20 protein-coding genes are annotated in these 25,233 nt (G+C 53.1%); 8 read left to right on the top strand and 12 right to left on the bottom strand.

Going from position 1 to position 25,233, the window contains the following annotated elements; genetic code table 11:
• The first annotated feature begins 78 nt into the window (after window positions 1–78).
• Window positions 79–915: a hypothetical protein gene (locus JJB07_RS14495; protein WP_201636253.1), complete on the top strand. Its 837-nt coding sequence runs from the start codon at window positions 79–81 to the stop codon at window positions 913–915.
• 48 nt (window positions 916–963) lie between these two features.
• Here JJB07_RS14495 and JJB07_RS14490 read toward each other — a convergent pair whose 3' ends face one another.
• The 9 genes from JJB07_RS14490 to JJB07_RS14450 form a co-directional block, all read right to left on the bottom strand.
• The gene (locus JJB07_RS14490) at window positions 964–2,259 is read right to left on the bottom strand and encodes an NCS2 family permease (RefSeq protein WP_201636529.1); all 1,296 of its coding nucleotides are present in this window, start codon (window positions 2,257–2,259) and stop codon (window positions 964–966) included.
• Between the two features lie 138 nt (window positions 2,260–2,397).
• The gene (gene ptsP / locus JJB07_RS14485) at window positions 2,398–4,131 is read right to left on the bottom strand and encodes a phosphoenolpyruvate--protein phosphotransferase (protein ID WP_201636251.1); all 1,734 of its coding nucleotides are present in this window, start codon (window positions 4,129–4,131) and stop codon (window positions 2,398–2,400) included.
• On the bottom strand, window positions 4,131–4,400 hold the full coding sequence (locus JJB07_RS14480; RefSeq protein ID WP_201636249.1) for an HPr family phosphocarrier protein: 270 nt from the start codon (window positions 4,398–4,400) through the stop codon (window positions 4,131–4,133). Before JJB07_RS14480 ends, ptsP begins: the two co-directional genes overlap by 1 nt.
• An 18-nt stretch (window positions 4,401–4,418) precedes the next feature.
• Complete coding sequence (locus JJB07_RS14475) at window positions 4,419–5,804, bottom strand: PTS fructose transporter subunit IIC (RefSeq protein ID WP_201636247.1); 1,386 nt, start codon at window positions 5,802–5,804, stop codon at window positions 4,419–4,421.
• Between the two features lie 16 nt (window positions 5,805–5,820).
• Window positions 5,821–6,771 (bottom strand): 1-phosphofructokinase, encoded by a 951-nt coding sequence (pfkB, locus tag JJB07_RS14470; RefSeq protein WP_201636245.1) that lies wholly within the window; start codon window positions 6,769–6,771, stop codon window positions 5,821–5,823.
• A gap of 11 nt (window positions 6,772–6,782) precedes the next feature.
• Window positions 6,783–7,550 carry a DeoR/GlpR family DNA-binding transcription regulator gene (locus JJB07_RS14465; RefSeq protein WP_201636243.1) on the bottom strand — a complete coding sequence of 256 codons (768 nt, stop codon included), beginning with the start codon at window positions 7,548–7,550 and terminating at the stop codon, window positions 6,783–6,785.
• Window positions 7,551–7,702: 152 nt separating this feature from the next.
• A complete protein-coding gene (gene ylbJ / locus JJB07_RS14460; protein ID WP_201636241.1) occupies window positions 7,703–8,929 on the bottom strand; it encodes a sporulation integral membrane protein YlbJ in 1,227 nt (408 codons plus the stop codon).
• Between the two features lie 107 nt (window positions 8,930–9,036).
• Window positions 9,037–9,588, bottom strand: a complete 552-nt coding sequence (locus tag JJB07_RS14455; RefSeq protein ID WP_201636239.1) for a DUF3231 family protein — start codon at window positions 9,586–9,588, stop codon at window positions 9,037–9,039.
• Window positions 9,589–9,654: 66 nt separating this feature from the next.
• Window positions 9,655–10,638, bottom strand: a complete 984-nt coding sequence (locus JJB07_RS14450) for a phosphotransferase enzyme family protein (RefSeq protein WP_201636237.1) — start codon at window positions 10,636–10,638, stop codon at window positions 9,655–9,657.
• 103 nt (window positions 10,639–10,741) lie between these two features.
• Here JJB07_RS14450 and JJB07_RS14445 point away from each other — a divergent pair, with 103 nt between their 5' ends.
• From JJB07_RS14445 to JJB07_RS14430, 4 genes are all read left to right on the top strand, one after another.
• Window positions 10,742–11,218 (top strand): hypothetical protein, encoded by a 477-nt coding sequence (locus JJB07_RS14445; RefSeq protein WP_201636235.1) that lies wholly within the window; start codon window positions 10,742–10,744, stop codon window positions 11,216–11,218.
• A complete protein-coding gene (locus JJB07_RS14440; protein WP_201636233.1) occupies window positions 11,215–11,706 on the top strand; it encodes a hypothetical protein in 492 nt (163 codons plus the stop codon). Before JJB07_RS14445 ends, JJB07_RS14440 begins: the two co-directional genes overlap by 4 nt.
• Before the next feature lie 433 nt (window positions 11,707–12,139).
• Window positions 12,140–13,360, top strand: a complete 1,221-nt coding sequence (locus tag JJB07_RS14435) for an ATP-grasp domain-containing protein (protein WP_201636231.1) — start codon at window positions 12,140–12,142, stop codon at window positions 13,358–13,360.
• 4 nt (window positions 13,361–13,364) lie between these two features.
• Window positions 13,365–14,381 (top strand): YheC/YheD family endospore coat-associated protein, encoded by a 1,017-nt coding sequence (locus JJB07_RS14430; RefSeq protein ID WP_201636229.1) that lies wholly within the window; start codon window positions 13,365–13,367, stop codon window positions 14,379–14,381.
• A gap of 41 nt (window positions 14,382–14,422) precedes the next feature.
• Here JJB07_RS14430 and JJB07_RS14425 read toward each other — a convergent pair whose 3' ends face one another.
• The 3 genes from JJB07_RS14425 to JJB07_RS14415 form a co-directional block, all read right to left on the bottom strand.
• Window positions 14,423–16,141, bottom strand: a complete 1,719-nt coding sequence (locus tag JJB07_RS14425; protein ID WP_201636227.1) for a hypothetical protein — start codon at window positions 16,139–16,141, stop codon at window positions 14,423–14,425.
• Window positions 16,142–16,235: 94 nt separating this feature from the next.
• Window positions 16,236–16,820 carry an ATP-dependent Clp endopeptidase proteolytic subunit ClpP gene (clpP, locus tag JJB07_RS14420; protein ID WP_201636225.1) on the bottom strand — a complete coding sequence of 195 codons (585 nt, stop codon included), beginning with the start codon at window positions 16,818–16,820 and terminating at the stop codon, window positions 16,236–16,238.
• A 40-nt stretch (window positions 16,821–16,860) separates the two neighbouring features.
• Entirely contained in the window at window positions 16,861–17,559 is a 699-nt protein-coding gene (locus JJB07_RS14415; RefSeq protein ID WP_201636223.1) for a sigma-70 family RNA polymerase sigma factor, read from the bottom strand.
• Between the two features lie 645 nt (window positions 17,560–18,204).
• Between JJB07_RS14415 and JJB07_RS14410 the strand changes: the two genes are divergently transcribed.
• The 3 genes from JJB07_RS14410 to JJB07_RS14400 all read left to right on the top strand — a co-directional run bounded on the left by JJB07_RS14410 (window position 18,205) and on the right by JJB07_RS14400 (window position 25,084).
• Window positions 18,205–21,243 carry a rhamnogalacturonan endolyase family protein gene (locus JJB07_RS14410; protein ID WP_201636221.1) on the top strand — a complete coding sequence of 1,013 codons (3,039 nt, stop codon included), beginning with the start codon at window positions 18,205–18,207 and terminating at the stop codon, window positions 21,241–21,243.
• A gap of 272 nt (window positions 21,244–21,515) precedes the next feature.
• Window positions 21,516–24,281 carry a rhamnogalacturonan endolyase family protein gene (locus tag JJB07_RS14405; protein WP_201636219.1) on the top strand — a complete coding sequence of 922 codons (2,766 nt, stop codon included), beginning with the start codon at window positions 21,516–21,518 and terminating at the stop codon, window positions 24,279–24,281.
• A gap of 188 nt (window positions 24,282–24,469) precedes the next feature.
• The gene (locus tag JJB07_RS14400; RefSeq protein ID WP_201636217.1) at window positions 24,470–25,084 is read left to right on the top strand and encodes an RraA family protein; all 615 of its coding nucleotides are present in this window, start codon (window positions 24,470–24,472) and stop codon (window positions 25,082–25,084) included.
• Window positions 25,085–25,233: the final 149 nt, after the last annotated feature.

The following is a 25,233-nucleotide window of genomic DNA, read 5'->3' as shown; positions in this document are numbered from 1 at the left end:
TCTATTCTTGCAAAAAATAAGGTTGTATTGTATTATAAAACACCTATAGACAAAACGAAAGAAGAGGTTGAAATTCCTTTGAGTGGTAATGACTTCATTTGGTACCTACTATTTTTTGTATCCATATTTATTTCTGGTTTCGCAATCACTTTGAGATTGCATGGTTATATTAGAAAACGAGATGATTTAGTCTTCATTAACATTAACCACATAAAAAAATTGCTACTTCCTACCGTCAAACATTGGTATGTACCAATAACTTTTGCAATCATAGTTTCTCTTAGAATATACCCTAACGATAACACACATCAAAGTTCTATTTTTCAAGTCATAGTATTCGCTTCAATTACATTATTACTAACCACCCTTATAAGAAGTTACATTAATAATGCTAGAAATTCTATTTTTATCACTGGATTAGTAGGTCTCCCCGTTTTGCTATACATTATCTATTATCAAGTTTTTTTAGTCACTTTCTATCAAATTGCAGGGAAAGGAAATTTGAAAATCGGGGCTCTCGTCTTGTTTTCGCCAATTCTAATGATCCCATTAGTTTATTTTGTCAAATCAATACTCGATCGTCCGAATGACAAAAGATTGGTGGCAATTTTCGGTATACTATTATTCATTATTACAGAAACCTACTTCCTCTATGTTCTTGGTTTGGTAAACTTATCCTACACCCATCCTGAATATTTCGCTGTTTTTAACACCCAATCACTTCTTTCGAGATCAATTAATATTTTGATTTCGGGCTGTAATTCACTGTTTCAATATCCCGATAATCCTTTTGATCATCCTGGTTTGGTCGCCTCCTACCTAATCGGATATATATATCACCTCTCTTTTGTCGCCTTTTTTGTATCTTATCTCTCCTCAGTTCTTAAAGAAAATCGTCCACCTGATATCGCCTAACAATGAAAAAACGTTCTCCCTCTTGTGAGGAAGAACGTTTTTTCATTGTTACACGCCCATCGCATTCAATACCAAATCCACCAGGAACAACCCGGCAATCACAACGGCGGGCATCGAGATCTCCTTGTGTCTGCCCAGTGCCAGTTTCAGCACGGGGTACGCAATGAAACCGAATGCAATGCCGTCTGCGATGCTGTAGGTCAGCGGAATCAGCACGATGATTAGGAACGCGGGGAAGCCTTCGGTGATGTCTTGGAACTTGATGTTCTGGACATTCTGAATCATCAACCCGCCGATCACGATCAGCACCGGCGCAATCGCACAGCCCGGGATGATCTGAATGAACGGCAGGAAGAACAACGACAGCAGGAACAACCCGCCCGCTGTCAGAGCTGTCAACCCGGTCTTGCCCCCTGCTGCGAGGCCGGCGGCGTTCTCGACGGTCGTGACCGTCGGACTCGTGCCGAAGAATCCGGACGAGATGACCGAGATGGCGTTTGCTTGGAACGAGCGCTTGAATTTCTGCTCCGGAACAAACCCGTGCAGAATCCCCATGTTCTCAAACACGAGGATCATCGTCAGCGAGAACGTCGCCATCCAGAACGAAATCGAACCGACTTTCGCGAACGACAACGCTCCGATCACCGAGAATCCGTCCCAGATCGACGCAGACGATGCGGCCGACGCCGTCTCGCCCGGTTGCACGAGACCGAACACCCAGCCAAGGCCGGTGCCGACCAAGATCGAGAGCAAGAAAGCTCCCTTCACACCGCGGAAGAACAGCACCAGCGTCACCAGCAACGTCAAAACCGTCACCAACGCCTCAGGAGAACTCAAGTCCCCCATCTGAACGAACGTTGTAGAGCTGGCGGCGACGAGAGACCCTTTTTGCAACCCGATGAAGGTCAGCAACAGACCGATGCCGACGGTGATCGCTTCCTTGAGCGACTGCGGAATCGCTTCCGACAGCCAGCCCGCCAACCGCGTAAACGCGGTGACAGCAAACAGCACGCCCGAGAGAAAAACGGCGGCCAAACCCTCTTGCCACGAGAGCCCCATCGAATGCACGATGGTGTACACGAAAAACGCGTTGACTCCCATGCCCGGCACCAGCATCAGCGGCGCGTTTGCATAGAAGCCCATCAGCAGGCACCCAAAACACGCCGTCAAAACCGTTGCCAACACGCCCCCCGCCATCGGAATCCCGGCATCGGCGAGAATCGCAGAGTTGACCGCTACAATATACACAATGGTGAAGAACGACGTCATGCCTGCCATCACTTCGGTTTTCAACGTGGTTCCATGCTCTCGCAAACCAAATACGCGTTGAAACAAGTTCAGCAACATACTCCTTCTCCTCAGTTAATAACCCTCAACCCACCCGTGCAATCCGTACAGAGATCCACAGTGCCATTCTAGCACAGTCTGTCAAGCGGGTAAACAAAAAGGCTCTCCTCAACGCATGCGAAGAGGAGAGCTTTTTTAGCGGTGCAAGTACGGTTTGAGTTGTTCGCGAATCTCCGATGCCGTCCCGATCGAGAGCAAGGAGTTCGCAATTTGTTCGCACTCGGCGCGGTCCAGGGAACGAACCGCACGCTTGATCTTGGCAATCGAACCGCCGTCCATGCTCCACTCGTCGAGACCGAGACCGAGCAACAGCGGAGTTGCCAGCTCATCGCCTGCCATCCCTCCGCACATGCCGACCCATTTGCCTCGGGCGTGTGCGGCGTCGATGACCGTCTTGATCAGACGCAAGACCGACGGGTGGAAGTAGTCGTAGAGGTTCGCGACTTTCTCGTTCATGCGGTCCACGGCGACGGTGTACTGCACCAAATCGTTCGTGCCGATGGAGAAAAAGTCAACTTCCTGCGCGAACAGGTCGGCCAACAGTGCAGCCGACGGAATCTCGACCATGATCCCGACTTCCATCGCGTCGTCAAACGGGATGTTTTCCGAAGTCAATTGCTCTTGCGCTTGCCGGTAGAGTGCTTTCGCCGCTCTCCACTCGTCGAGGTTGGAGATCATCGGGAACATCACTTTGAGCTTGCCATAGTGGCTGGCGCGCAGGATGGCGCGAAGTTGCGTCACGAGCAGTTCGGGACGGTCAAGGCACAGGCGGATCGCTCGATAGCCGAGGAACGGGTTGAGTTCCTTGGGCAGTTCCAGATAGGAGAGCTCCTTGTCCCCGCCGATGTCCAGTGTGCGGATGACGACCGGATGGTCACGCAGATTCTCTGCGACCGCTCGGTAGGCTTCGAATTGCTCCTCTTCGGTCGGCATCGACGTGGCGTTCATAAACAGAAACTCGGTGCGGAACAGCCCGATCCCCTCGGCTCCCTGTTCCAATGACATCTGAGATTCGGCGACGGTCCCGATGTTCGCCGCGACTTCGATTCGATGGCCGTCCTTGGAAATCGCCGGTTGGTGTGTGAATTGCGAGAGGACTTCCAACTCCCCTCTCTCCGCTTCCATGCTCTTGCGGTATTCCTCCACAGTTGCAGCGTCAGGATGCAAGATACAGTCTCCCGTGGTGCCGTCAAACAGCAGGGTGTCGCCGTTTTGAAGGGATTCGATCTGCTTCCCTACGCCCAAAACCGCCGGGATGCCAAGCGACTTGGCGAGGATCGCCGTGTGCGACGTCTTGCCGCCGACACGGGTGATGATGCCGAGGATGTAGGTTTTGTCGAGTTGCACGGTGTCGGACGGGGTCAGGTCGTCCGCGACGAGCACAACTTCTTCACGGATGTCGGAGAGAGAAACGCGTTGTCCACCGCTCAAGTTCGTGAGCAAACGGTTGCCCACATCGCGGACGTCAGCCGCCCGTTCGCGCATGTACTCTTGGGGCATGCTTTCAAAAAGCGCCGCGATGCTTGCGACGACGTTTTGCACCGCGCGTTCTGCCGGTACGAGTTGTCCTTGAATCTGACGCTCGATCTCCGGATAGAACATCGGGTCGGCGAGGATGCTCGTCTGGCCCGCGAGGATGGTCGCTTTTTCTTCGCCGAGAGTTTCCTTGGTTTTTTCAACCAGCGCGTGCAGTTCACTCAGAGATTGATCCTTGGCAGAGGAGAGTCGTGCCCATTCCGCTTCTACATCGCTTGCTTCGATATGGTCCGCGACGGATGCAACAGACGCTGCACCCGGTCGGTATCCCCACACGTTGCCGATGCGAATCCCGGGCGAGACGCCGAGACCGCTAAATCGAAGTTCCGCCATTACGCTTCACCGAACTTGCTTTCCACCAGAGCAACGAGCGCTGCAAGCGCTTGGTCTTCGTCTGCCCCTTCCGCTTCGATGGTCACTTTGCTTCCTTGTGCAAGACCGAGCGTCATGAGGCCGAGGATGCTCTTGCCGTCTACCGTGTTGTTGGCTTCGGTGGTCAGTTTGATGTGCGACGCGAATTTGTTCGACTCTTGCACGAACAGTTGCGCCGGACGAACGTGGAACCCTTGGTCGTTTTGGATGGTGACTTGTTGGCTTTTCATTGGGAAAGACCTCCTCGATTAGGCAGTTACGCGTTTTTTCAAAAGGGTTAGCATCAGCGCCGCAACGACGGTACCGATGACAATCGACAGAACGTAGAGCAACGGATGTCCGACTGCGTTCGGAATCGGGACGACGAAGATCCCGCCGTGCGGGGCACGGAGCGTGCAATCAAACAGCATCGACAGTGCGCCGGTGACGGCCGCCCCCACTGCGACAGACGGAATGACGCGAAGCGGATCGGTTGCTGCAAACGGAATCGCGCCTTCGGTAATGAAGGAGATGCCGAGTACGGCCGCCGCTTTGCCGGCTTCGCGTTCTTCGCCGGTGAATTTTTTCGGTGCGAGCAGCGTGGCGAGCCACAGGGCCAGCGGAGGAACCATACCGGCCGCCATGACGGCCGCCATCGGAGCGAATACGTTGCTTCCGAGCAAACCGACTGCAAACGTATACGCAGCTTTGTTCAGCGGGCCGCCCATGTCGATCGCCATCATCGCGCCGAGCAAGAGGCCGAGAAACACTGCGTTGGTGGAGCTCAGACCGGTCAACCACGCGGTAAGTGCATCCATCACTGCCTTGACCGGAGTCCCGATGACATACACCATGAGCAAACCTGTGACCAGCGTGGAGAGGAACGGAATGATCAAGATCGGTTTCAGACCTTCAAAGTTACGAGGGAGCTTGATGTAGTCTCGCATCCACTTCGCCACATACCCCGCGAGGAAACCGGCTACAATCCCGCCGAGGAATCCGGCACCGTTCTGTGAAGCGAGCATCCCGCCGACGAGACCCGGTGCCAAGCCCGGTTTGCCCGCAATGGAAAATGCGATAAAACCTGCGAGAATCGGAACCATGAGGGCAAATGCCGCGCCGCTCCCGATGTTCATGAGCGCCGCAGGAAGCGTGCCTTGTTCCTTAAATGCATTGATGCCGAAGATAAACGAGATCGCGATGATCAGACCGCCCGCGACAACCAGCGGAAGCATGTGCGAGACACCGTTCATGAGGTGTTTGTAGGCGCCCGTTTTTTCGCGTTTGAGTTCGGACTTTTTGGGTTCGATTTGTTCTTGCTTGTCGGCAACAGGAACTGCTGCGACGGCTTCCTTGGCAAGCGCTTCGTCCAGTAGGCCGTTCGGGTTGCGGATCGCGTCTGCAATCGGAACTGTCACGACGTTTTTCCCTGCAAAACGGTCAGCGTCGACGTCGATCGCCGCAGCGACGATGATCGCGTGCGCTTCGTCGATTTCTTGTTGGGTCAGTTCATTTTCAATCCCCATCGCCCCACGGGTTTCGACTTTCAGCGTGATGTCGCGTTCCCGTGCTGCTTTCGCCAGAGATTCTGCCGCCATGTAGGTGTGGGCGATCCCGGTCGGGCAAGCGGTGACTGCCAGTATTTTTTTCTCCATCGTCATCCTTCCCCTTTCATGCTTTGGGTACCAATTTTTTTGCGGTGACGCGATGTACTTCGTTTTGCACCTCTTCTGCCGTGCAAACTTGCGTCCCGCGCTTGGATGCGGTGACCGTGCCCGCCGTGGTGGCCCATTCGGCGAGCTCCGGCAGAGACTTGCCTGTCACCAAGCCGTGAACAAGTGCCGCCACCATCGAATCTCCGGCCCCAACCGTACTTTGCGGTGTGATCGGGAACGGTTTGACTTGGTAGGTCTCTTCCTTGTTCAAAAAAACGGCTCCGTCTCCGCCCATCGAGACGACGACAAGCGAAAGTCCGCGTGCGAGCAACGTCTGACCGGCGGAAATGATCTCGTCGAGCGTCTCCACTCCTTGCCCGGTCAGTTGTTGCAGTTCGAAGAGGTTTGGTTTGACGGCGTAGGGACGGGCTTCCAAGCCTTTTTTCAACGCGTCTCCGTCGGCGTCGAGGATCGTGCGCACGCCCTTGGAGTTTGCCAACTCCACCAACTGCCCGTAGATGTCGGACGACACTCCCTTGGGAAGACTTCCGGCGAGGACGAGGTAGGAAGCTTCGGACAGCAACTCTTCCAATACGTTCAGAAATTCTAGAACACTTTGGGGTTGAACATCGAAACCGTTTTCATTAATTTCAGTTGTCACTTGGTCCGATTCGGAGTACACCTTCAAGTTCGTGCGGGTCTCGCCCGGCACGCGCACGAAGGAATGCGGTACCCCCTGCCGGTCGAGTTGAGCCAGCAAGCGCTCGCCGTATCCTCCGGCGATCAGTCCCGTTGCGAGGACGTCAACGTCAAAACCGTGCAAGACTTTGGCGACGTTGATGCCCTTGCCGCCCGGATCGATCCGAACTTGCCGGACGCGATTGAGTCCCCCGACTTCCAGAGCGGGGACCGTTACGGTTTTGTCGAGTGCGGGATTTAGAGTCACCGTAACAACAGTTGATTTCATCTCGGTACCTCCTATGGCTGTACAACGTACGTATCGATGTCTGCTTCGCGCAATCGGCTGAGAAGAGTTTCACTCACACCGGCATCGGTGATCAGTTTGTCGATGTGCGCGAGGTCTGCGAATTTGGCGAACGTCACGTGGCCGATCTTGCTCGAATCGGTCAGCAAAATGACTTCTTGCGCAACTTCGATCATTTTGCGCTTGGTCGACGCTTCGGTCAGGTTCGGCGTCGTCAAACCGTGTACGAGATCGAGACCGTTCGTGCCGATGAACGCTTTGTCCACGCGCACCATTTCCAGAACTTTTTCTGCGACCGGCCCGACGAACGACAGGGTCTCTTGGCGCAGCAATCCGCCGATCAACAGCACTTCAATGCCCGGCACGCTCTGCAATTCTTGCGGGAACAGCAGGGAGTTCGTGACCACGGTGAGCTTGGAGAACTTGCGCAGTTTCTTGACGAGGCTGTAGGTGGTCGTCCCGCCGTCGATGAGGATCGTGTCGCCCTCCTGAATCATCTCAAGCGCTCGCCTTGCAATCGCTTCCTTCTCAGGGTGAGAGGCGTCCTCTTTCTCCCCGAACGTCGGCTCGTGGTTGACGACTTTCAGCGACATCGCACCCCCATGCGTGCGTCGTACCAGTTTTGCTTCTTCTAACTCTTGCAGGTCGCGGCGCACCGTCGATTCGGAAACCCCGAATTGAGCGCTGACTTCCTGCACGGTCACGCGCGAATGAGCGGTGACGTACTCCAAGATCTTGGCTTTGCGTTCCTCTCCAAACATAGGAAAACCCTCCACAGGTCGTGTTTGCTTATTTGTGATGAGTTATGATCATTTGTGCTTATGTGTGATTGATACTGATTATATTCGAACAATTCGCTTTGCGCAACCAATAAAAAAAGCACCGAAACGGCACGGCGCCCGGTGCTTTTTTTTCAGAAAAAACGGAGTTTTGACAGAGCTTTCACCAATGCCGCAAACAGCACGAATCCGCCCATAACCAGCCCCAACAACCCCAAGTCCCAGCCATAGACGAACGTCCAGCCTGCCTGCAACGAATCGCTGTGTTGATAGGCAAATACAGAAACCGCTTCGCTCGTCGCAGCTTCCGTGCCGCGCAACGGCTCCCAGAGGAAAAACGCCAGAACCGCCGCGAGGAAGGCGTGGACGATTTTATAGAGAAAGTACGGCTTGTAGCGAATGTCTGTGGACGAGATGATGCTCGCAACTTGCATGTGAACGGAGATGCCGCCCCATGCGACCAACCCGGACGCGACGACGATCTTGGACTTGATGTCCGGGCCGATCGCATCTGCAATGCGGCGCATGCTTTGCGTAACTTCCAAGAAGCCGACGACCAACGAGTGCGCCAACGCTTCCGGCAGGTGCATCACAGACAGCATCCACGCAAGCGGTGCCGTCAAGATCTCCGAGATTGCCCCCGTCGAGACAAATTGAATCACCACCGAGAACACGATCATGAACGCCCCGATGCCAAACAACGTCTTGAACGCATTGGTCACCGCATCGGACAAAATTTCGATCATCCGGCGCTTTTCTTCAATCTGTGCGTCGTGCATCCGGCGAAAGGCGCGGAGCACCAGCGAGGATTTCTGATCTTTGATCTGCGCGGAACTCTCCCCGCCGCGGTCATGGTAGCGCAACAAAAAGCCGAGCAAAATGGCACCGGCAAAGTTGGCCGCTGCAATCACGACCCCAAGCGTGGCGTCCTTGAAGACCCCCACCGAGATCGCGACCAAGATGAACATCGGGTCTGCCGTGCTTGCGATGCATAACAACCGCTCCCCTTCGGAGCGCGTGACCAGTTTTTCACTTCTGAGCAACGCCGCCAGCCGCGCCCCTACAGGGTAGGAGGAGATGAAGCCCATCGCCATCGCAAAGCCCCCCGAGCCCGGCACTCGAAAAAGCGGCCGCATAATCGGTTCGAGCAACACGCCCAAAAAGTGTACGATGCCCAGTCCAACCATGAATTCAGACAACACCAACACGGGAAAAACGGCCGGAAACACGATGTCCCACCAAATCTTCAACCCTTGCAGTCCCGCTTCATAAACCAATTGCAGATTGCCCACCATGAACGCCGCCAGCACGACCAAGAGGCCGCCCCACACACTTCTTTGAAAAAAGGTTGCGACTCTCATCTCGAACCCCCAACTCCTCGACCTCACGTTATCCATTGATTCTATGCGAGACGAGGTACAAGACAGAACAAGCCCCCGGCCCGGTCGCAGGGCGGGAGCTTTTTTTCCTATTGGTTGGGGATTCCACCGGGCGGATAGTAGTACGGAGGGATCTTGATCCAACCGCGTTCCCTCATCAAAACACGAAGCGGAGCCCCGAACTTCATCAATCTGACCATCGATTGCAGGAATAGATATCCCACGTCAGCACGTACCGACTCTGCGATACCGCTTCCACACAGCGCGATGCTGGAAGCCACCTTGGCAGAGATCAGATTGCAAATCTCGTCGTCTGTCAATTTCACTCCATAGGGAATGGCATTCGGATTTGCGTGGGGCTTGGGTTCGGAGGTCGTCGGCAGAGGAACCCCCTCCTTGACGAGGAATTCCTTGATGCTGTGAATGTCCTCCGCGGAGCTTTCGCGGGCTTTTCGAAGAGCATGGAGCAAGTCCGGATCGGTGGTCGTATTCATCGCTAACTCGTACATCGAGTACCCTTCTTGATGCAACGCCAGTGCGGTCCACAGCGCCATGACTTCCCCGACGTGAAGCGGGGGTTTCGGTTCTTCGTCCAAAAAACCCTTGGCAATGCTCGTTATCGCTTCTATGAGAGTGGTCATCGTATCTCTCCTAGGTACATAATAGGTGATCTGTCCCTAGTCTCTCTCAATTGCAAGCAAAAAAACCTAAAAGCAAAACGATGTAATCGGGAAATCTTCCTCGATGTCGCGACGGGTCCGTTCCACCACTCCGGCCATCTCCGGAGAGAGATTCGCCATATCGAGTTCCTTGTGGTAGTACACGTACAGCAAGACCCTTCGGAGCTTCAAAAAATGCGGCATCACAGCCCACCACGAGTCATCCGGCTCGTTTTGCGTGCGGTAGCCCTCCAAGAAATACGTGAGGAAGTGTTGCATGAACTCACGCTCCCCCGCTCCCCGACCAGGCGGTCGCGACAGCCGACCCACTGCGTAGTACAGGACGTTGGCGATGTCGCCGGCAAACCAGTTGTAGCAGCAATCGTCGAAGTCGAACGCGGTGAGTTTCCCGTCATCGGTCATGAGGAAATTTCGGGCGTGCAAGTCATTGTGAACGAGCCCGTAGGAATCCGCAGAAGTAGGCATGCGGTGCAGGTCGTTGAGCAGTTGATGCGCTTTTTGAAGCACGAGGGTTTCCGTTGCCGGGATGAAGGTGTCAACTTGCAACCATTCCTCCTCGTGCCATGCGTTGCGCTTGAACTGCGGATCGGGCGTGTAGGTGCGGGCAAGTGCGTGAAACCGGCCCATCATCTCGCCCCATGCGACGTAAAACTCAGGCGTCCAGTCTTGAAACGGGAGAAGTCGACCCGGCGCTTTTTCGAACAGAACAGCGGAGAATCCGTTTTCGGCTTGGACTGCGAGTGAGCCGTCTCGTGCCGGGATCACGCGCGAGACGGAAGCACCGTTCTCCGCGAGATAGTTCACGAAGTGCGCCTCCGCTTGGAAATCCGGCAACTTACGGCGCGAGTCGTGGGTGAGGCGCAAGATGCAGGGCTTGGCGTCTTTTTCACACGCATAGACGAAATTGACGTTGCCGCCGAGGTCTTGCAGGTTTTTGCAATCTACGTCAAACGGCCTTGCCGCCGTTTCCAATACAGAGTCGTTTAGCAGTGCGGTGGTTTCGTGGCTCATAGGGGTTCCCTCCTCTTTCCTGATTGTAACAAATACGCATGAAAAAGGGGATCATTGGAAACTATAGAACCACTCAATGACGGTGGGAGGGAGAAGGGTTTCGATGGTGATTGCAATCCTTTTTTGCATCAGTTGGTTGTTGCTCGCCTACCTGATTACCTCTCCAAAGGCGTTGAATCGGCGGGAAGGTGCGTTTTTGTTCATGTGCATCTTGAGCGTGAACATCAGCGTCTCTTGGATCGTCGGTTATGAGATGGGTAAAATCGCGTTTGCCAAGCAACCGGTCGAATATCTGGGGTACCTCCTTCATCGCAGCGTCCTCGTTCCCCTGCTGCCCACGATGTGCGTCAACTTCCTGCTGCTCTACCGTAGATTTTGGGTCCGAGCCTCCTTTCTCATCGGGTACGGGTTGGTGATGTGGGGGATTGAAGCCATGTGCCTCTACTTCAACTCGTTCACGTTCCCTCATTGGAACATGGCCGAGAGTTTGGTGACGTACTACCTCTATCTGTTGCTCGGCTGGTTGCTTTTGAAAGGATACCGCAGAGCCTTTTCCAAGCAAGAGGTGAGAGCTGCGTGAAAGTGTTTGCGATTGAGAAGTGGGACGGGAATGAATGGTTTCTCGTCTGCGGAGTCGTGTTGGTGTACCTCGCACTTTGGCTGATTCCCAAGCGATTGCCGTCGTCAACTACCCTGTTGCTTTGCACATGGGCGTTTACGGTGTCAAAGTTCTATGATTTCACGTTCGGGGGCGGTCTGTTCGATTACTACGATGTGAACGATTCCCCGCGATATTGCATCATGGACTTGGCTTCGTACTTTTTCTATGCGCCGTTTGGGTATTTTTTCATCTATTTGTATGAGTTGTGGAAGATACGCGGGCGATGGACGGTGCTCTATATTGTCGGCTGGTCATTCGTGGGCGTAGGAATCGAATGGATCATGGACTGCTTCCACGTGATCGTCTACAAGAACGGGTACCTCCTCCCTTTTTCCTTCTGTATCTACCTAGCCTCCCAGAGCTTGACCCTCCTGTTCTACCACTGGATCTCCTCTTCTAAAAAATAGTGAAAAACAAAAGCACACCGCAGAGGGTGTGCTTTTTGAGAGTTGCTTTTGGTTCTCATTCCGGGTCGAGGAGCCCGGATGCTTGGTGGGAGAGTTTGAGAACAGTTGAGGAACCTTGGTCTTCGAGGAGGTAGGTGTATAGACCGTTCCCCAGATTGCGTCTTCTCCGTTGCCCCAGTCCCCGTAGAAGCGACCGCCGAGTTTCGGTTCAAGGATAAGGTGACTTGCATGAGTTGAAGAGAACGCCTTCGAAGCGGAAGGAATGAACGCCGCCGACCTCCGGGTTGACATCGCAGTCGGTCGTCCACCAGCCACGGAGTCTTTCCAGGGTGTCAAATGACGCCCGTTTCCCCTACTTGGACTTCTACTAGGCTTCTATACGTTTCAAATTCCTCCAAGCCCTCATACTTTGCAAAAAAAAGGAGGAATTCTATTGAAGGCGATTGTCTTTCTGGATTCGAATAAGTCAGGTTCGAGTCGTGAAGCCATCCGAGCAGCAGACCGGCTCGGGTATGTGACGATCCTCATCACCGACAGGCAAAGTTTCTTGACGAAACGACAGGAATTCCCGGATGTCCACCGCATGATCTACAAAAACTTGAACGACATGGAGGATTTGCGCAAACAACTCCGTGACCTCCAAGAGCAAGGCTTCAAGATTGAACTGGTCGTCAGTTTCGTCGAACGCCGCGTTCATGCCGCTGCGTTGCTCAATCTTGAATGTACCGAATCAACCCAGAGCGTGGAAGCCATTCCCGTGATGGAAAACAAAATCAAAACGCGTGAAGCCCTTCGAGATACCCCCTACGGCCTTGCGTTCTCCACCCTGGAAAATTCAGAAGACATTCTCTCGTTCCTCACCGAACTGGAAAACCAACTCCCGCTCATCATCAAAAACCCCAACTCAACCGGCTCCAAAGACGTCATCAAAGTCAACAACTACAACCAACTGGTCAGAGAAACGCACCGTCTGCAAAAAAGGTACCCGGGGGACCCCATTCTGTTTGAAGAAGTGGTGGACGGCCCGCAGTATTTAGTCGAGGCTCTCGTGGAGGACGGTGTGGTCCACATCGCAGCCGTCATCGAGCAAGACATCACAACCGGGTCGCGCTTCATCATCACCGGCTACTCGGTCATGCCCACACACGATGCGGAATTTGCGTTTTCGCTCGTTGAAGCGGTCACCGATATCATCACGACGGTCGGTCTGGAGAGAGGTCCCTGCCACTTGGAGATGCGGCTCTGTGAAGGTCAATGGAAGTTGATCGAGATCAACCCGCGCATTTCCGGCGGCGCCATGAACGCGATGATCGAAGCTGCGTTTGGCACTTCGCTGGTCGAAGAAACGCTCAAACTCCTGCTGGGTCTCAAGATCGACCTCAGTCACCGCATCGAGCGTCATATCTACACACACTACATCACTGTCGAAGAAACCGGTCGCTTGGAACGCGTGACAGGACGACGCAAAGCGTCCGCGATGCCGGGTGTTCTCGAGGTTTTCGTCAAACCTCGCAAAGGGCAGATGCTCTACGAACCGGAATCGATGGGGCATCGCTATGCCTATGTCATCGCCACCGGAGAAACGGCTGAAGAAGCCAAACAAAATGCAATCAACGCCGGCGCTCACATCCAATTTGAAGTATACGAGAGGTGAGCACATGAGAATCGGGTTCTTAGGCACGCGAAAAAACCCAGCGAAGATTAAAAAATTGTTTGCCTTTGCTGTCGTCGCCAAAGGGGAAGGCTACAACTTTTTCTATTTCACACCGGGACGCGTCGATTTGAAGAATCGCACGATCGAAGGGCTGTTCTACCAAGACGGCCAATGGGTGTCGCAAACAACGCCGTTTCCCGATGTGATCTACAACGACTCCTACCCCAGTTCTGAAGCCGGTGAACACATCGTCGAGACCTTGCGCGAAAGTATTCCTTTCACCGCACACTCCATCGGTGACAAAATGACCGTCTACGAACGCTTGCGTGATGGAAAGGTCTTTGATAAGTACCTCATTCCCTCGCTGGAATGCACCCAACCGAAGGAAGTCCTCGATTTCGTCAAACAGAACGGACACTGTGTGTTCAAACCCGTCTGGGGACATCAAGGGAACGGTGTCGTCGAAATCAAGCGACAACTGGGAAGTTGGATGGTCAAAGATCTCGAGATGACGAACTTGTATACCAAAGAAGAGATGGTCAACTTTTTACAAGAACGGCTGGCGGAAATTCCCCATATCATCCAAAAGTTCATCGTCACGCGAACGCAATCGGGTCAAGCGTACGACTTTCGCATTCATGTGCAAAAAAACGGCGACGGCAGGTGGGTCAACACCTGCCTCTACCCGCGCATCGCGCCTCCGGGCAGTTTTATCGCGAATCTAAGCGGGGGCGGGTACACGACGATCACTAAGTTTTTCTGTGAAACGGAGTATGGAGAAAACGCCTACGACATGCAGCGGACGCTCGAAAAATTCGGAGTGCAACTGGCTCGTCACATGGATGAAATCTACCAAGAGTCTTTTGACGAACTCGGGATTGACATCGGAGTCGACGTCGACAAGTCGATCTGGATCTACGAAATCAACTGGAAGCCGGGCGTCCCTCCGATTTTTTACTTGGAGCTGGATGTGGCGCGGAACTCGCTCCGGTATGCGGCTTACCTGGCCGGGTTGAAATGAAGGTAGAAAAGGCGTCAGACCTGAGGGTCTGACGCTTTTTTTTAAAGTAGAAGTTGGGAGATGATGGACGGCTTTGCATCCGGGAGGTTGATTTCCCCTTTTTTCAAATCATCGGATGAAATCCAGTAGGACTTGCCTCGGGTCGGCTCGTAGAGCAGGTATTCATACTCGTTGCTTTCTTCGCTCTCCGTGCTGCGGATATCGACAAAGATCATTTCATGGCCCGGTTCAGACGATCCGTCATCTTCTTGCTCCTCTTCGCTTTTGTAGATGCAGGCGACCGGAACGGATCGTCCAAGAATCAGTGCGCGGTTGAATTCCTCAAGATCGTCTGCGGAAGGCGGTGTTGCTTCCTCCGAGCCAAACCCGTAATATTGGTGGTCTTGATACGTATCGGAGGATGTTTCTCGGGCGACTTGGTTCGATTTCTCAAACGTCTGACGGACGTTCATCCCCGTTGCCGCGAATGGATAGGCTTGTTTGATCATGTTTTGGAATACAACCGGGACTCCCGTTGTTTTCGCAAACGATGCAAAAAAGCTGCTTTTCGAATTGCATTTCTCATTATTAAGCCATTTTACAAAATTCTCTGCTTGTTGTTGTACCCCTTTCGTCGAGGACTCCAACAAGGGTAGAATTTGGGTTTGTAACACATACATGAGGAAAAGTGGAGCGATGGGGTCTCCCTGTTTCGTGTCCACCAACTCTAACTGCTCTTGGGCCGCGCGGGTTCCGAAGTGCAGAGGATTCTCCTCAAAGTTGTTCTCCTCCGTTTTTATCGAATGCGCATAAATGGGGTCCTCCTCCCCGCGCAGCACTTGCAGCGATGTGGCGCCGCACGTGTTGATGAACCTCTGTTGCAAGCCGACCATGCCTTCGCTCGTATCGCGCAACGTGGTTTGTTTGAGGAGTTCGTCGGGGTCTGTTTCTTCAATAGCTTCTGCAAATGTGTTGATTTCCGCTTGGGCTTTGCTGCGGTCCTCGACGCTGTTTCCTTCGAGTTTGTTTTTGCGGGCGCTGTAAGCTTTGAGGATCAGCAGACTGTTGACCGTCGCGGAACGGTCTTCCAGATCTATGGAAATCTGGCTGATCACGTGTTGATAATCACTCTCTTCCATCCCCAACAGCAATCCGACTACATTGACAGCCTGATTCACACCGAGAATTCCCTTTTGGCCGAATTCCTCGTCCCCCACGGGCATCACAACGCCTTGGGCCAAGAGCGCTTGCAACTCCGGCGTAATCCGTTCTACACGCTGAGGTTGTTCGGAATATTCCGATTGGTACGCGAGACTCTTCTTGATTTCATCCTCCAAGGCTTGCTTGCGCTTGTCCAGTACATCGAGTGGAGCGGCTTGTTCCGGTTCTTCTTGTTGCTCTTCTTGCTGTTCTTCCTCTACTTCTTCATCAGATTGGGAGCCATCGCTTGCATACTGTTCGAGTTTGCGGATGATCGTCCCGACCATCCAGGGTCCTACTCCCAGCAGCAGAGAGCTCACCAGGTACGCCGGCACACTGTAGTAGAGGGCAATCGCAGCGATTGTCGCAGGGACTTTTATCGTATCGGCAATTTTCTTGATCGTTTCCGTTACATTCATCTGCGCCACCAGATATTGGGTCACCGCTTGGTTTCCCATCTTTTTTTGCATCTGCAAGAGGCGCTGTTGCTGCAGCGTCGGTTGTGAAGTACGAGAGTTGGAACGACGTACCTGCTCCGAAGCCGTTGAAGTAGGTTTGGAATTGCTGGTAGGTGTTCTCATAGCATCTCCTATTGAATCCTGAATTTATATAAAAATGATAACACAATGAAAAATGAAAAAACAGCCGACCCACTTTCGGGGTCGGCTGTTTTTCTCACACAAGCACACCATCGATCAGTCCGTACTCCTTGGCTTCCGTGGCGGAGAGGAAATAATCGCGGTCGGTGTCTTTTTCAATCTTCTCAATGGGCTGGCCTGTGTGGGCGGCAAGGACTTCGTTGATTTTGACCTTGGACTTCAGCATCCAATCGGCGTGAATCTGGATGTCGGACGCCTGCCCGCGAATCCCTCCCCCGCTGATGAGCGGTTGGTGGATCATCACTTCGCTGTTGGGCAGCGCGAATCGTTTGCCCTTGGTCCCTGCCGTCAACAACACCGCGCCGAAACTTGCTGCCATGCCGACGCAAATGGTGGAGACATCCGGTTTGATCAGCTTCATCGTGTCGTAGATCGCAAACCCGGCGGTCACCGAGCCACCGGGGGAGTTGATGTAGACCTGAATGTCCTTGGTCGGGTCGTCCGACGCGAGGAACAACAACTGGGCAATCACGGAGTTCGCCAGTTGGTCGTCAATCGCGGAGCCGATGAGGACGATGCGGTCCTTCAACAGTCTGGAAAAAATGTCGTAACTGCGCTCGCCGCGGGACGTCTGCTCGATTACGTAAGGCATCAAATTCATTTGAGTCCACCTCCAGAAAGGTTCGGGGAATTTGGAGATCTCAAGCACAGAGAAGCATTTGCGCCGGTTGCGATTGGGGCGCGTCTTGCTTGCGGGTGAACGCCCGGAGCGTATTGAGAGCGTGCACGGGGTGAATCACGTTGTTCTGCGCCAGGGCCACGAGCCCTGCGGCGTCTGCGTTGCGAAAGGCTTCGAGGTAGGCGTTGAGCAGGGATTTGTGGGCTTGCAGGTTTTCTTTTTCCTGAGGAGTTGCGAGGTTTTCAAGGTTCCGTCTCGCGCGGTGAAGGGACGATTTGACGGCGCCTTCCGTTGTGCCGATGAGGTTGGCGACTTCCAGATTAGAGAACTCGAACACGTCGCGCAGCAGCAGCACCGCGCCCTGTAACGGCGAGAGAGCTTGCAGCAGTCTGGACATGGCATCGAGGATTGCGGGGGAATCCACCGCATCTCCTGTGGTTTTTGTCGTGGCATCTCCGAGCATCTCGTCAGCGAGCAGACATTCATTGGCTCTCCGGCGCTTGCGGCACTTGTCGATCCATGCGTTCTTGGCAATGCGGAACAAGAACGCGTGTGGATTCTCATGCGGACTCGTCAAGTGGGGCAATGCTTTCAAGAACGTATCTTGAACCAAATCCTCGGCATCCCAACGCGACCCCGTCAGCTTTTGACAATACCGAAGCAGCACAGGACCGCAAAGTTCGATTTGAAGTTCGACAGGCAAGGATTGATGGACTGACACCGTTTCGCCCCCTTTGTTCCCGTTCTATATAAGAAACGAACTCGACGGCTGAAAAGATACGGCCGTCGGATCAAGACTAGATATTTTTTGGTTCCCTCATCTAGCCGTGATCCCGACGCGGCGAATCCGAGGGGAGACCGACACATCAACGGTCATCGTTCGATACACTTCATCCCATTTATCCTTGCGTTTGCGTTTTTTTGATAAACGCAATCATTGCCTTGGTGTCGTCTTGGGAAGCTGATTGTTCGATTTTATGGAGTACGTTCGCTCCTCAATCTCCAACCGATCCCAACAATCACTGAGAAAAGGGACGAACAACAACAAGGTGAACAAAAACGTATGTAGTTCTCGCCGATTTTATTTGCTTCTTGTTGTCGATCCCCTCCTTTTCCCCGGAGTGAGGCAGTTTTTCTTTTTGATTTTCCTTCCCCAGAAAAAAAGGATGGGAGCGAGATTTTGCATTGCAATATGACGGTAATCGGACAACAATGCCTCGCAAATGTTTTGCAATTATTCACATAAAAAAATTATAACAATTATCTAGAATGTTAGATTTATCCATGTTATACTCATTTGGAAATCTAGGAAATATTGTATTTTAATTTTGTGTAAGCAATAGACTTACAGTTGGAGTGTGATTTCATGGCAAATTGGAAAAAAGTTCGATCAAAAGTGTGGCAAAGCGGCTTGGCTGTGCTGAGTGCACTGCTGTTGGTTTCGGCAAACACAGCAGTAGATGTTTCCACGTCAACTGCGTATGCAGCGACAGGACCCGTAACGCTCAGCGGGACGGCCGGCAACGCACAAGTCACGTTGAATTGGGCACCTGTGACAGACGCAACTGGGTACTACGTCTACCGAAACGGTACAAAACTTACAAGCACAGCGGTCACTGACACCACCTATATAGACACGACGGTTATCAATGGCACGAAGTATTCCTACACGGTCTCGGCGATCATTGGGACTACGACATCGGACCCGTCAAACGCTGTGAATCTCTTGCCGAAATCGGCACCGGGGCTCTTGCGCGGACTTGCGTCCACCACAGGCGTGACGAACTTGACGGACGGTGACAATTCAACGTTCACTCTCCTCAACGAAAACGCCAGCCAAACCTACATCCTCCCTACCCCGGCGACCGTAACGGGACTGAACTCGTATGGGAATGCGTCGTACATTCGGATCAAATTGTACGACAAAGCAGGTACGCTGGTGGGGAGCTACGCACCGTCCGGCGCGCCCGTCAATGCCTTCACGGCTCTCAATTTCCAACACGTCTCTAAAGTGGTCGTGACGGATACTTCTCTCTCGTCTACGGCCAACATGTATGATCTCGATCTGACAGGCACCCCGGATGTCAATACCACCCCAACGGGTTTTGCCGCAACTCCCGGCAATGCCCAAGTTTCTCTTGCTTGGGACTCACTGCCCGGTGTCACTCAATTTAATTTGTACAAAAATGGGGTACAGCCGAGCAACAAAGTCAACACCTCCCCCATCACGGATACTTCATTTACAGACACCAACGTCATCAATGGCAACACCTACTCGTACTATCTCGCCCCGATCACAGCATCGGGTGAAGGCTTGGTGAGCGCCGTCTCAGCCTTGCCGAAGTCACCAACCGGGTTGCTGCGCGGACTTGCGTCCACCACGGGCGTGACGAACTTGACGGACGGTGACAATTCAACGTTCACTCTCCTCAACGAAAACGCCAGTCAAACCTACATCCTCCCTACCCCGGCGACCGTAACGGGACTGAACTCGTATGGGAATGCGTCGTACATTCGGATCAAATTGTACGACAAAGCAGGTACGCTGGTGGGGAGCTACGCACCGTCCGGCGCGCCCGTCAATGCCTTCACGGCTCTCAATTTCCAACACGTCTTTAAAGTGGTCGTGACGGATACTTCTCTCTCGTTTACGGCCAACATGTATGATCTCGATCTGACAGGCACCCCGGATGTCAATACCATCCCAACGGGTTTTGCCGCAACACCCGGCAATGCCCAAGTTTCTCTTGCTTGGGACTCACTGCCCGGTGTCACTCAATTTAATTTGTACAAAAATGGGGTACAGCCGAGCAACAAAATCAACACCTCCCCCATCACGGATACTTCATTTACAGACACCAACGTCATCAATGGCAACACCTACTCGTACTATCTCGCCCCGATCACACCATCAGGTGAAGGCTTGGTGAGCGCCGTCTCAGCCTTGCCGAAGTCACCGGCCGGTTTGCTGCGAGGGCTTGCGTCCACAACGGGCTTAACGAAATTGACGGACGGCGACAATGCAACGTTCTTTCTCCTCAACGAAAACGCCAGCCAAACCTACCTCCTGCCTACTCCGGCGACCGTAACGGGACTGAACTCGTATGGGAATGCGGCGTACATCCGGATCAAATTGTACGACAAAGCAGGTACGCTGTTGGGGAGCTACGCACCGTCCAACTCGCCGGTCAATGCTTTCACGGCTCTCAATGTACAACACGTAGCTAAAGTAGTCGTAACGGATACTTCTCTCTCGTTTACGGCCAACATGTATGATCTCGATCTGACAGGCACCCCGGACACTTACCCCCCGAATGCGCCTGTCGACCTCACTGGCAAAGCCGGGGATGCTCAAGCTACCCTGACTTGGTCAACTTCCGCGTTCGCTACGGGTTACAACATTTTCCGTGACGGGGTGAAGGTGAACACGTCTCCCCTCACAGACACAACCTTCTCTGACACAGGACTTGTGAACGGGACCGACTACGCGTACTTTATAACTGCATTCAACAATGCGGGGGAATCCACACCTTCCAATGTGGTACATGTAATCCCCGAGTCAAACACACCTACCCCTGTGGCCCCGAGCGACTTGACGGGTACGGCAGGGGATGCACAGGTCGCTCTGACTTGGACTGCGCCAAATGGGGCTATGAGTTACAACGTCTACCGTGACGGCCTGCAAATCAACACGGCACCAGTGACGAGCACGACCTTCGTCGACACCAATCTGACGAATGGCACGTCCTACTCGTATTACGTCACCGCCGTGAACGCAAGCGGCGAATCTGGAGCGTCGAACACGATTTCATTGATGCCGATGACTCCCTCTTCGAATTTGTTGATTAACCCGAGCTTTGAAAATGGCACCGCTTCTGACACACCCGGCCTGCAGGTAGGTAAAAATTGGACGCCCTATATACCTACAGGTGCCAGTCCGAATCTCGCTGTCGTCACATCTCCTGTCTATTCCGGTACGTACGCGCAAAAAGTTTCGGGGACCGGGATTCCCATCGGTTCCGCCATCGATATCTACCAATCCGTTGCAGCACTGCCGAACACAGCCTATACGGTCAGCGGTATGTATAACATCGAAAGCTTAAACAATGCCTTTGTGCAACTCTACGTCGATTTCTACGACGCCAATGGGCACTTCATCACATCAAACTCCGTGAAATACGGTGTGACCGCTCCGAGTTACATGCTGTTGACGGACAACAATGCCGAGCCTGGCTACATGCTGATGGCGAACAACTTGACCACTCCGGGCTATGTGAAGTTGACGAACTCCTTTACCACCCCGGAGAACACGGCGTCATTCCGCCTCTACGCAGTCCTCCGCGCTTCGGCAGCCAACGCGTCGGGTACGTTCTACGTGGATGACCTGAGCGTGATTCAAAACTAGCATTTTGTTTAACTTGCACCTCTTCCTGAAGAGGTGCTTTTTATATGTCAACCACTTCTCAATTTATGGTCGGACTAGCAGGATTCGAACCACGATCTCACCCACCGCGCTCATTTGCAAGGATTTCTCGTCGAAACTCCTTTTTTGGCTATGAAATTCTATATAAATTTGATAGATTTTCCCATTTTCCCGTGATATACTCCTTCTCGTAAACTTGAAAATTATGGTTTCTAGTTTACGTGAAAATAGATTACATGGGGGAATGTGACTACATGGCAAAACAGAAACACATTCGGACAAAAATCAAGCGCAGCGGAATCGCCATTCTGAGTGCACTGTTGTTGGTATCGGCAAACATAATCGTGCCGTTGACCGCCTCGACCGCGTATGCAGCGACGGGACCCGTAACGCTTAGCGGGACAGCTGGCAACGCTCAAGCCACGTTGACTTGGGAATCCGTCCCGAACGCATCGGGGTACGATGTTTACCGAAACGGTACAAAATTGACCAGCACACCGATCCCAGACACCTCCTATGTGGACAAAACGGTCATCAATGGCACGACATATTCCTATACGGTGTCCGCAATCGTCGGGGGCACCTCGTCTGCCCAGTCGAATCCGGTGTCGCTCCTGCCCAAATCGACGCCAGGGCTCTTGCGGAGAATGGCAACCACGACGGGCGTCACGAACTTGACCGATGGCGATAATGCCACTTACACGTCACTCCCGGCCAGCACCACTCAAACCTTTCTCCTGCCGACTCCGGCAAAAGTCACGGGGCTGAACGCAACGAGTGACAATCCCTATATGCAGGTGAAATTGTATGACACGGCCGGGACGGTGGTGGGCACCTACACTCCGTCCAACCCGCCTGTGAATGCGTTCACCGCACTGAATCTCCAGCACGTGGCAAAAGTCGTTGTGTTCAATACGAACCAGTACTACCCGAAAAACATGTTAGATCTCGAGATAACAGGCCTCCCGGACTCCGAAGTCAGTCCGACCGGATTGACGGCGAATCCCGGCAACGCCCAAGTGTCCTTCCAATGGGATTCGTTGGCTGGTGTCACCGAGTACAACCTGTACAGAAACGGCATGCAGACGAGCAACAAAGTCAACACGGCCCCGATTGCGGGAACGACGTTTACCGACACCAACGTGATCAACGGCAATACCTACTCCTATTACCTCGCTCCGATCACCGCAACAGGTGAGGGCGTTCCGAGCTACGTGACGGCCCTGCCGAAGTCACCGGCTGGCTTGCTCCGCGGCCTTGCCTCGACGACGGGCGTTACGAACTTGACCGATGGCGACAATGCCACGTACACGCCACTCCCGGCAAGCGGCACTGAAACTTTCCTCCTGCCGACTCCGGCAAAAGTCACGGGGCTGAACGCAACGAGTGACAATCCCTATATGCAGGTGAAATTGTATGACACGGCTGGGACGCTGGTTGGTACCTACACTCCATCCAACCCCCCGATCAATGCGTTCACCTCACTCAGTCTCCAACATGTAGCCAAAGTCGTTGTGGTCAACACAAATCAGTACTACCCTAAAAACATGCAAGATCTCAACCTCCTTGGCACCCCGGACTCCGAGGTCAGCCCGACCGGATTGGCGGCGAATCCAGGCAACGCCCAAGTGTCCTTCCAATGGGATTCGTTGAGTGGCGTCACCGAGTACAACCTGTACAGAAATGGAGTCCAGTCGAGTAACAAAGTCAACTCCACCCCGATTACGGGAACGACGTTTACCGACACCAACGTGATCAATGGCAATACCTACACGTTCTATCTCGCCCCGATCACCGCAACGGGTGAGGGCGTTCCGAGCTACGTGACGGCCCTGCCGAAGTCACCGGCTGGCTTACTTCGCGGCCATGCCTCGACGACGGGCGAGACGAATTTGACGGATGGCGACAACGCCACCTACACATCCCTTCCGGCAAGCGGCACTCAAACCTTCGTTCTGCCGGCCCCGGCCAAAGTCACGGGGTTGAATTCCACAAGCGACAATCCTTATCTGCAGGTGAAATTGTATGACACGACCGGGACTCTGTTGGGCACCTACAATACGTCCAACCCGCCTGTCAATGCGTTCACCCCGCTGAATTTCCAGAACGTAGCCAAAGTCGTTGTGGTCAACACAAACCAGTTCTACTCGAAAAACATGAATGACCTCGAAATCACCGGCACTTACCAATTGACAGCTCCCGTCGGCCTCACAGGCCAAGCCGGGGATGAGCAAGCGACACTGACCTGGACAGAGTCGCAAGGAGCGGTGAGCTACAACGTCTACCGAGACGGCGTGAAAATTAACACGGCTCCCGTGACGAGCACGACTTTTACCGAAGCCGGTCTGACCAATGGCACCACCTACACGTACTTCATTACCGCCGTGAACGAGGGCGGCGAATCGGGAGCGTCGAACACGATTTCGTTGACGCCTCAGGCTGCAGACCCGAACTTGCTGATCAACCCGAGCTTTGAAAATGGCACCGCTTCTGACACACCCGGCCTGCAGGTAGGAAAAAATTGGACGCCCTATGTACCTACAGGTGCCAGTCCGAATCTCGCTGTCGTCACATCTCCTGTCTATTCCGGTACGTACGCGCAAAAAATTTCGGGCTCCGGTATTCCAAATGGCTCTGCGATCGACATCTACCAAGCTGTTGCGGCACAAGGCAACACAGCTTATACCGTCAGCGGCATGTACAACATCGAGTCCTTGAACAATGCATTTGTGCAACTCTACGTCGATTTCTACGACGCCGATGGACATTTTATCAAATCAAACTCGGTGAAATACGGCGTGACCGTCCCGAGCTATATGATGGTAACGGACAACAATGCCGAGCCTGGCTACATGCTGATGGTGAACAACTTGACCACTTCGGGATATGTGCAATTGACAAACTCCTTTACCACCCCGGAGAACACGGCGACATTCCGCCTCTATGCAGTCCTCCGCGCATCAGCAGATAACGCATCGGGTACGTTCTACGTAGATGACATGAGCGTGATCCATAACTAAACAGATTCAAACCTCTGCAAAAAAAGCGCGCCAGAACTCAGTTCTGACGCGTTTTTTCCTGCAACTTGAAGAGGTTTGTTTATTCAATGATCGATTATTTCTATGGTAAGGCATGACATTTTGCTATTTCTCAAAAAACGTAGCGTGACCTATACTTGAGTCAAATCAAAACCAAGGAGTGAATCGTCATGAGTCTTGCGGAGAAATTCGTAAAGATCCCGACAACCTGTTTGTCGGATGCCATGCAGGGCCTGAACAACCTCAATCCCTCCATCAAACCTTTGGACGAAACCATGACCGTAATCGGCCGAGCATTCCCTGTCAAACTACCTGTTGGTGACAATCTGCTGTTCCTCAAAGCCATTCGGGACGCCCAACCGGGCGATGTCCTCGTGGTCGATGTCAAAGGTGACGCATACAGAGCGATTGCGGGTGACTTTCTCCTCGGTATGGCGCAAACTCTTGGCATCGCGGGTCTCGTCGTCGACGGCGCCATTCGCGATGTGCGAGGGTGCAAGGCGCTGAATTTCCCCGTTTTTTGCAAGGGTACAACTGTGGCTGCCTGTGGAAAAGCAGGGATGGGCGAACTCAACGTTCCGATTTCTTGTGGAGGTGTTTCCGTTTGCCCAGGGGATCTTATCGTGGGCGATGCGGATGGTGTTGTGGTCATTCCGCAGGCGATCGAGAACGAAGTTTTGGAAAAAGCGCTGGAGCGCCTCAAGTTCGATGAGCAACGAGTCGCTCAAGTGGCCGGGAACCGCGAGGAGATCCTGCGCTACCTCGACAAGATGCTGTCCAAGTAATATCGAAGAAGCTCCCCTTCCAGTAGAAAAGGGAGCTTTTTTCTGTCTGGAATAACCCTTATTGCAAAACCGGTCCTTTCCCATCTCCCCCATCCGGCTACACTCCACAATTTTAAATGAAAAATAATTGAATTTTAAATCACCATTGC

Source organism: Tumebacillus amylolyticus (assembly GCF_016722965.1).
GTDB lineage: Bacteria > Bacillota > Bacilli > Tumebacillales > Tumebacillaceae > Tumebacillus > Tumebacillus amylolyticus.
Note: the sequence above shows the minus strand (reverse complement) of the source record. Positions and strands in the feature narration are given on the sequence as shown.

Coding starts and splice junctions, on each gene's coding strand:
- JJB07_RS14425 (WP_201636227.1), bottom strand. CDS start 16,141: ATGAGAACACCTACCAGCAATTCCAAACCTACTTCAACGGCTTCGGAG.
- JJB07_RS14475 (WP_201636247.1), bottom strand. CDS start 5,804: ATGGAGAAAAAAATACTGGCAGTCACCGCTTGCCCGACCGGGATCGCC.
- ylbJ (WP_201636241.1), bottom strand. CDS start 8,929: ATGAGAGTCGCAACCTTTTTTCAAAGAAGTGTGTGGGGCGGCCTCTTG.
- JJB07_RS14450 (WP_201636237.1), bottom strand. CDS start 10,638: ATGAGCCACGAAACCACCGCACTGCTAAACGACTCTGTATTGGAAACG.
- JJB07_RS14405 (WP_201636219.1), top strand. CDS start 21,516: ATGGCAAAACAGAAACACATTCGGACAAAAATCAAGCGCAGCGGAATC.
- JJB07_RS14410 (WP_201636221.1), top strand. CDS start 18,205: ATGGCAAATTGGAAAAAAGTTCGATCAAAAGTGTGGCAAAGCGGCTTG.
- ptsP (WP_201636251.1), bottom strand. CDS start 4,131: ATGGCGGAACTTCGATTTAGCGGTCTCGGCGTCTCGCCCGGGATTCGC.
- JJB07_RS14445 (WP_201636235.1), top strand. CDS start 10,742: ATGGTGATTGCAATCCTTTTTTGCATCAGTTGGTTGTTGCTCGCCTAC.
- JJB07_RS14465 (WP_201636243.1), bottom strand. CDS start 7,550: ATGTTTGGAGAGGAACGCAAAGCCAAGATCTTGGAGTACGTCACCGCT.
- JJB07_RS14400 (WP_201636217.1), top strand. CDS start 24,470: ATGAGTCTTGCGGAGAAATTCGTAAAGATCCCGACAACCTGTTTGTCG.
- clpP (WP_201636225.1), bottom strand. CDS start 16,820: ATGAATTTGATGCCTTACGTAATCGAGCAGACGTCCCGCGGCGAGCGC.
- JJB07_RS14480 (WP_201636249.1), bottom strand. CDS start 4,400: ATGAAAAGCCAACAAGTCACCATCCAAAACGACCAAGGGTTCCACGTT.
- JJB07_RS14430 (WP_201636229.1), top strand. CDS start 13,365: ATGAGAATCGGGTTCTTAGGCACGCGAAAAAACCCAGCGAAGATTAAA.
- JJB07_RS14455 (WP_201636239.1), bottom strand. CDS start 9,588: ATGACCACTCTCATAGAAGCGATAACGAGCATTGCCAAGGGTTTTTTG.
- pfkB (WP_201636245.1), bottom strand. CDS start 6,771: ATGAAATCAACTGTTGTTACGGTGACTCTAAATCCCGCACTCGACAAA.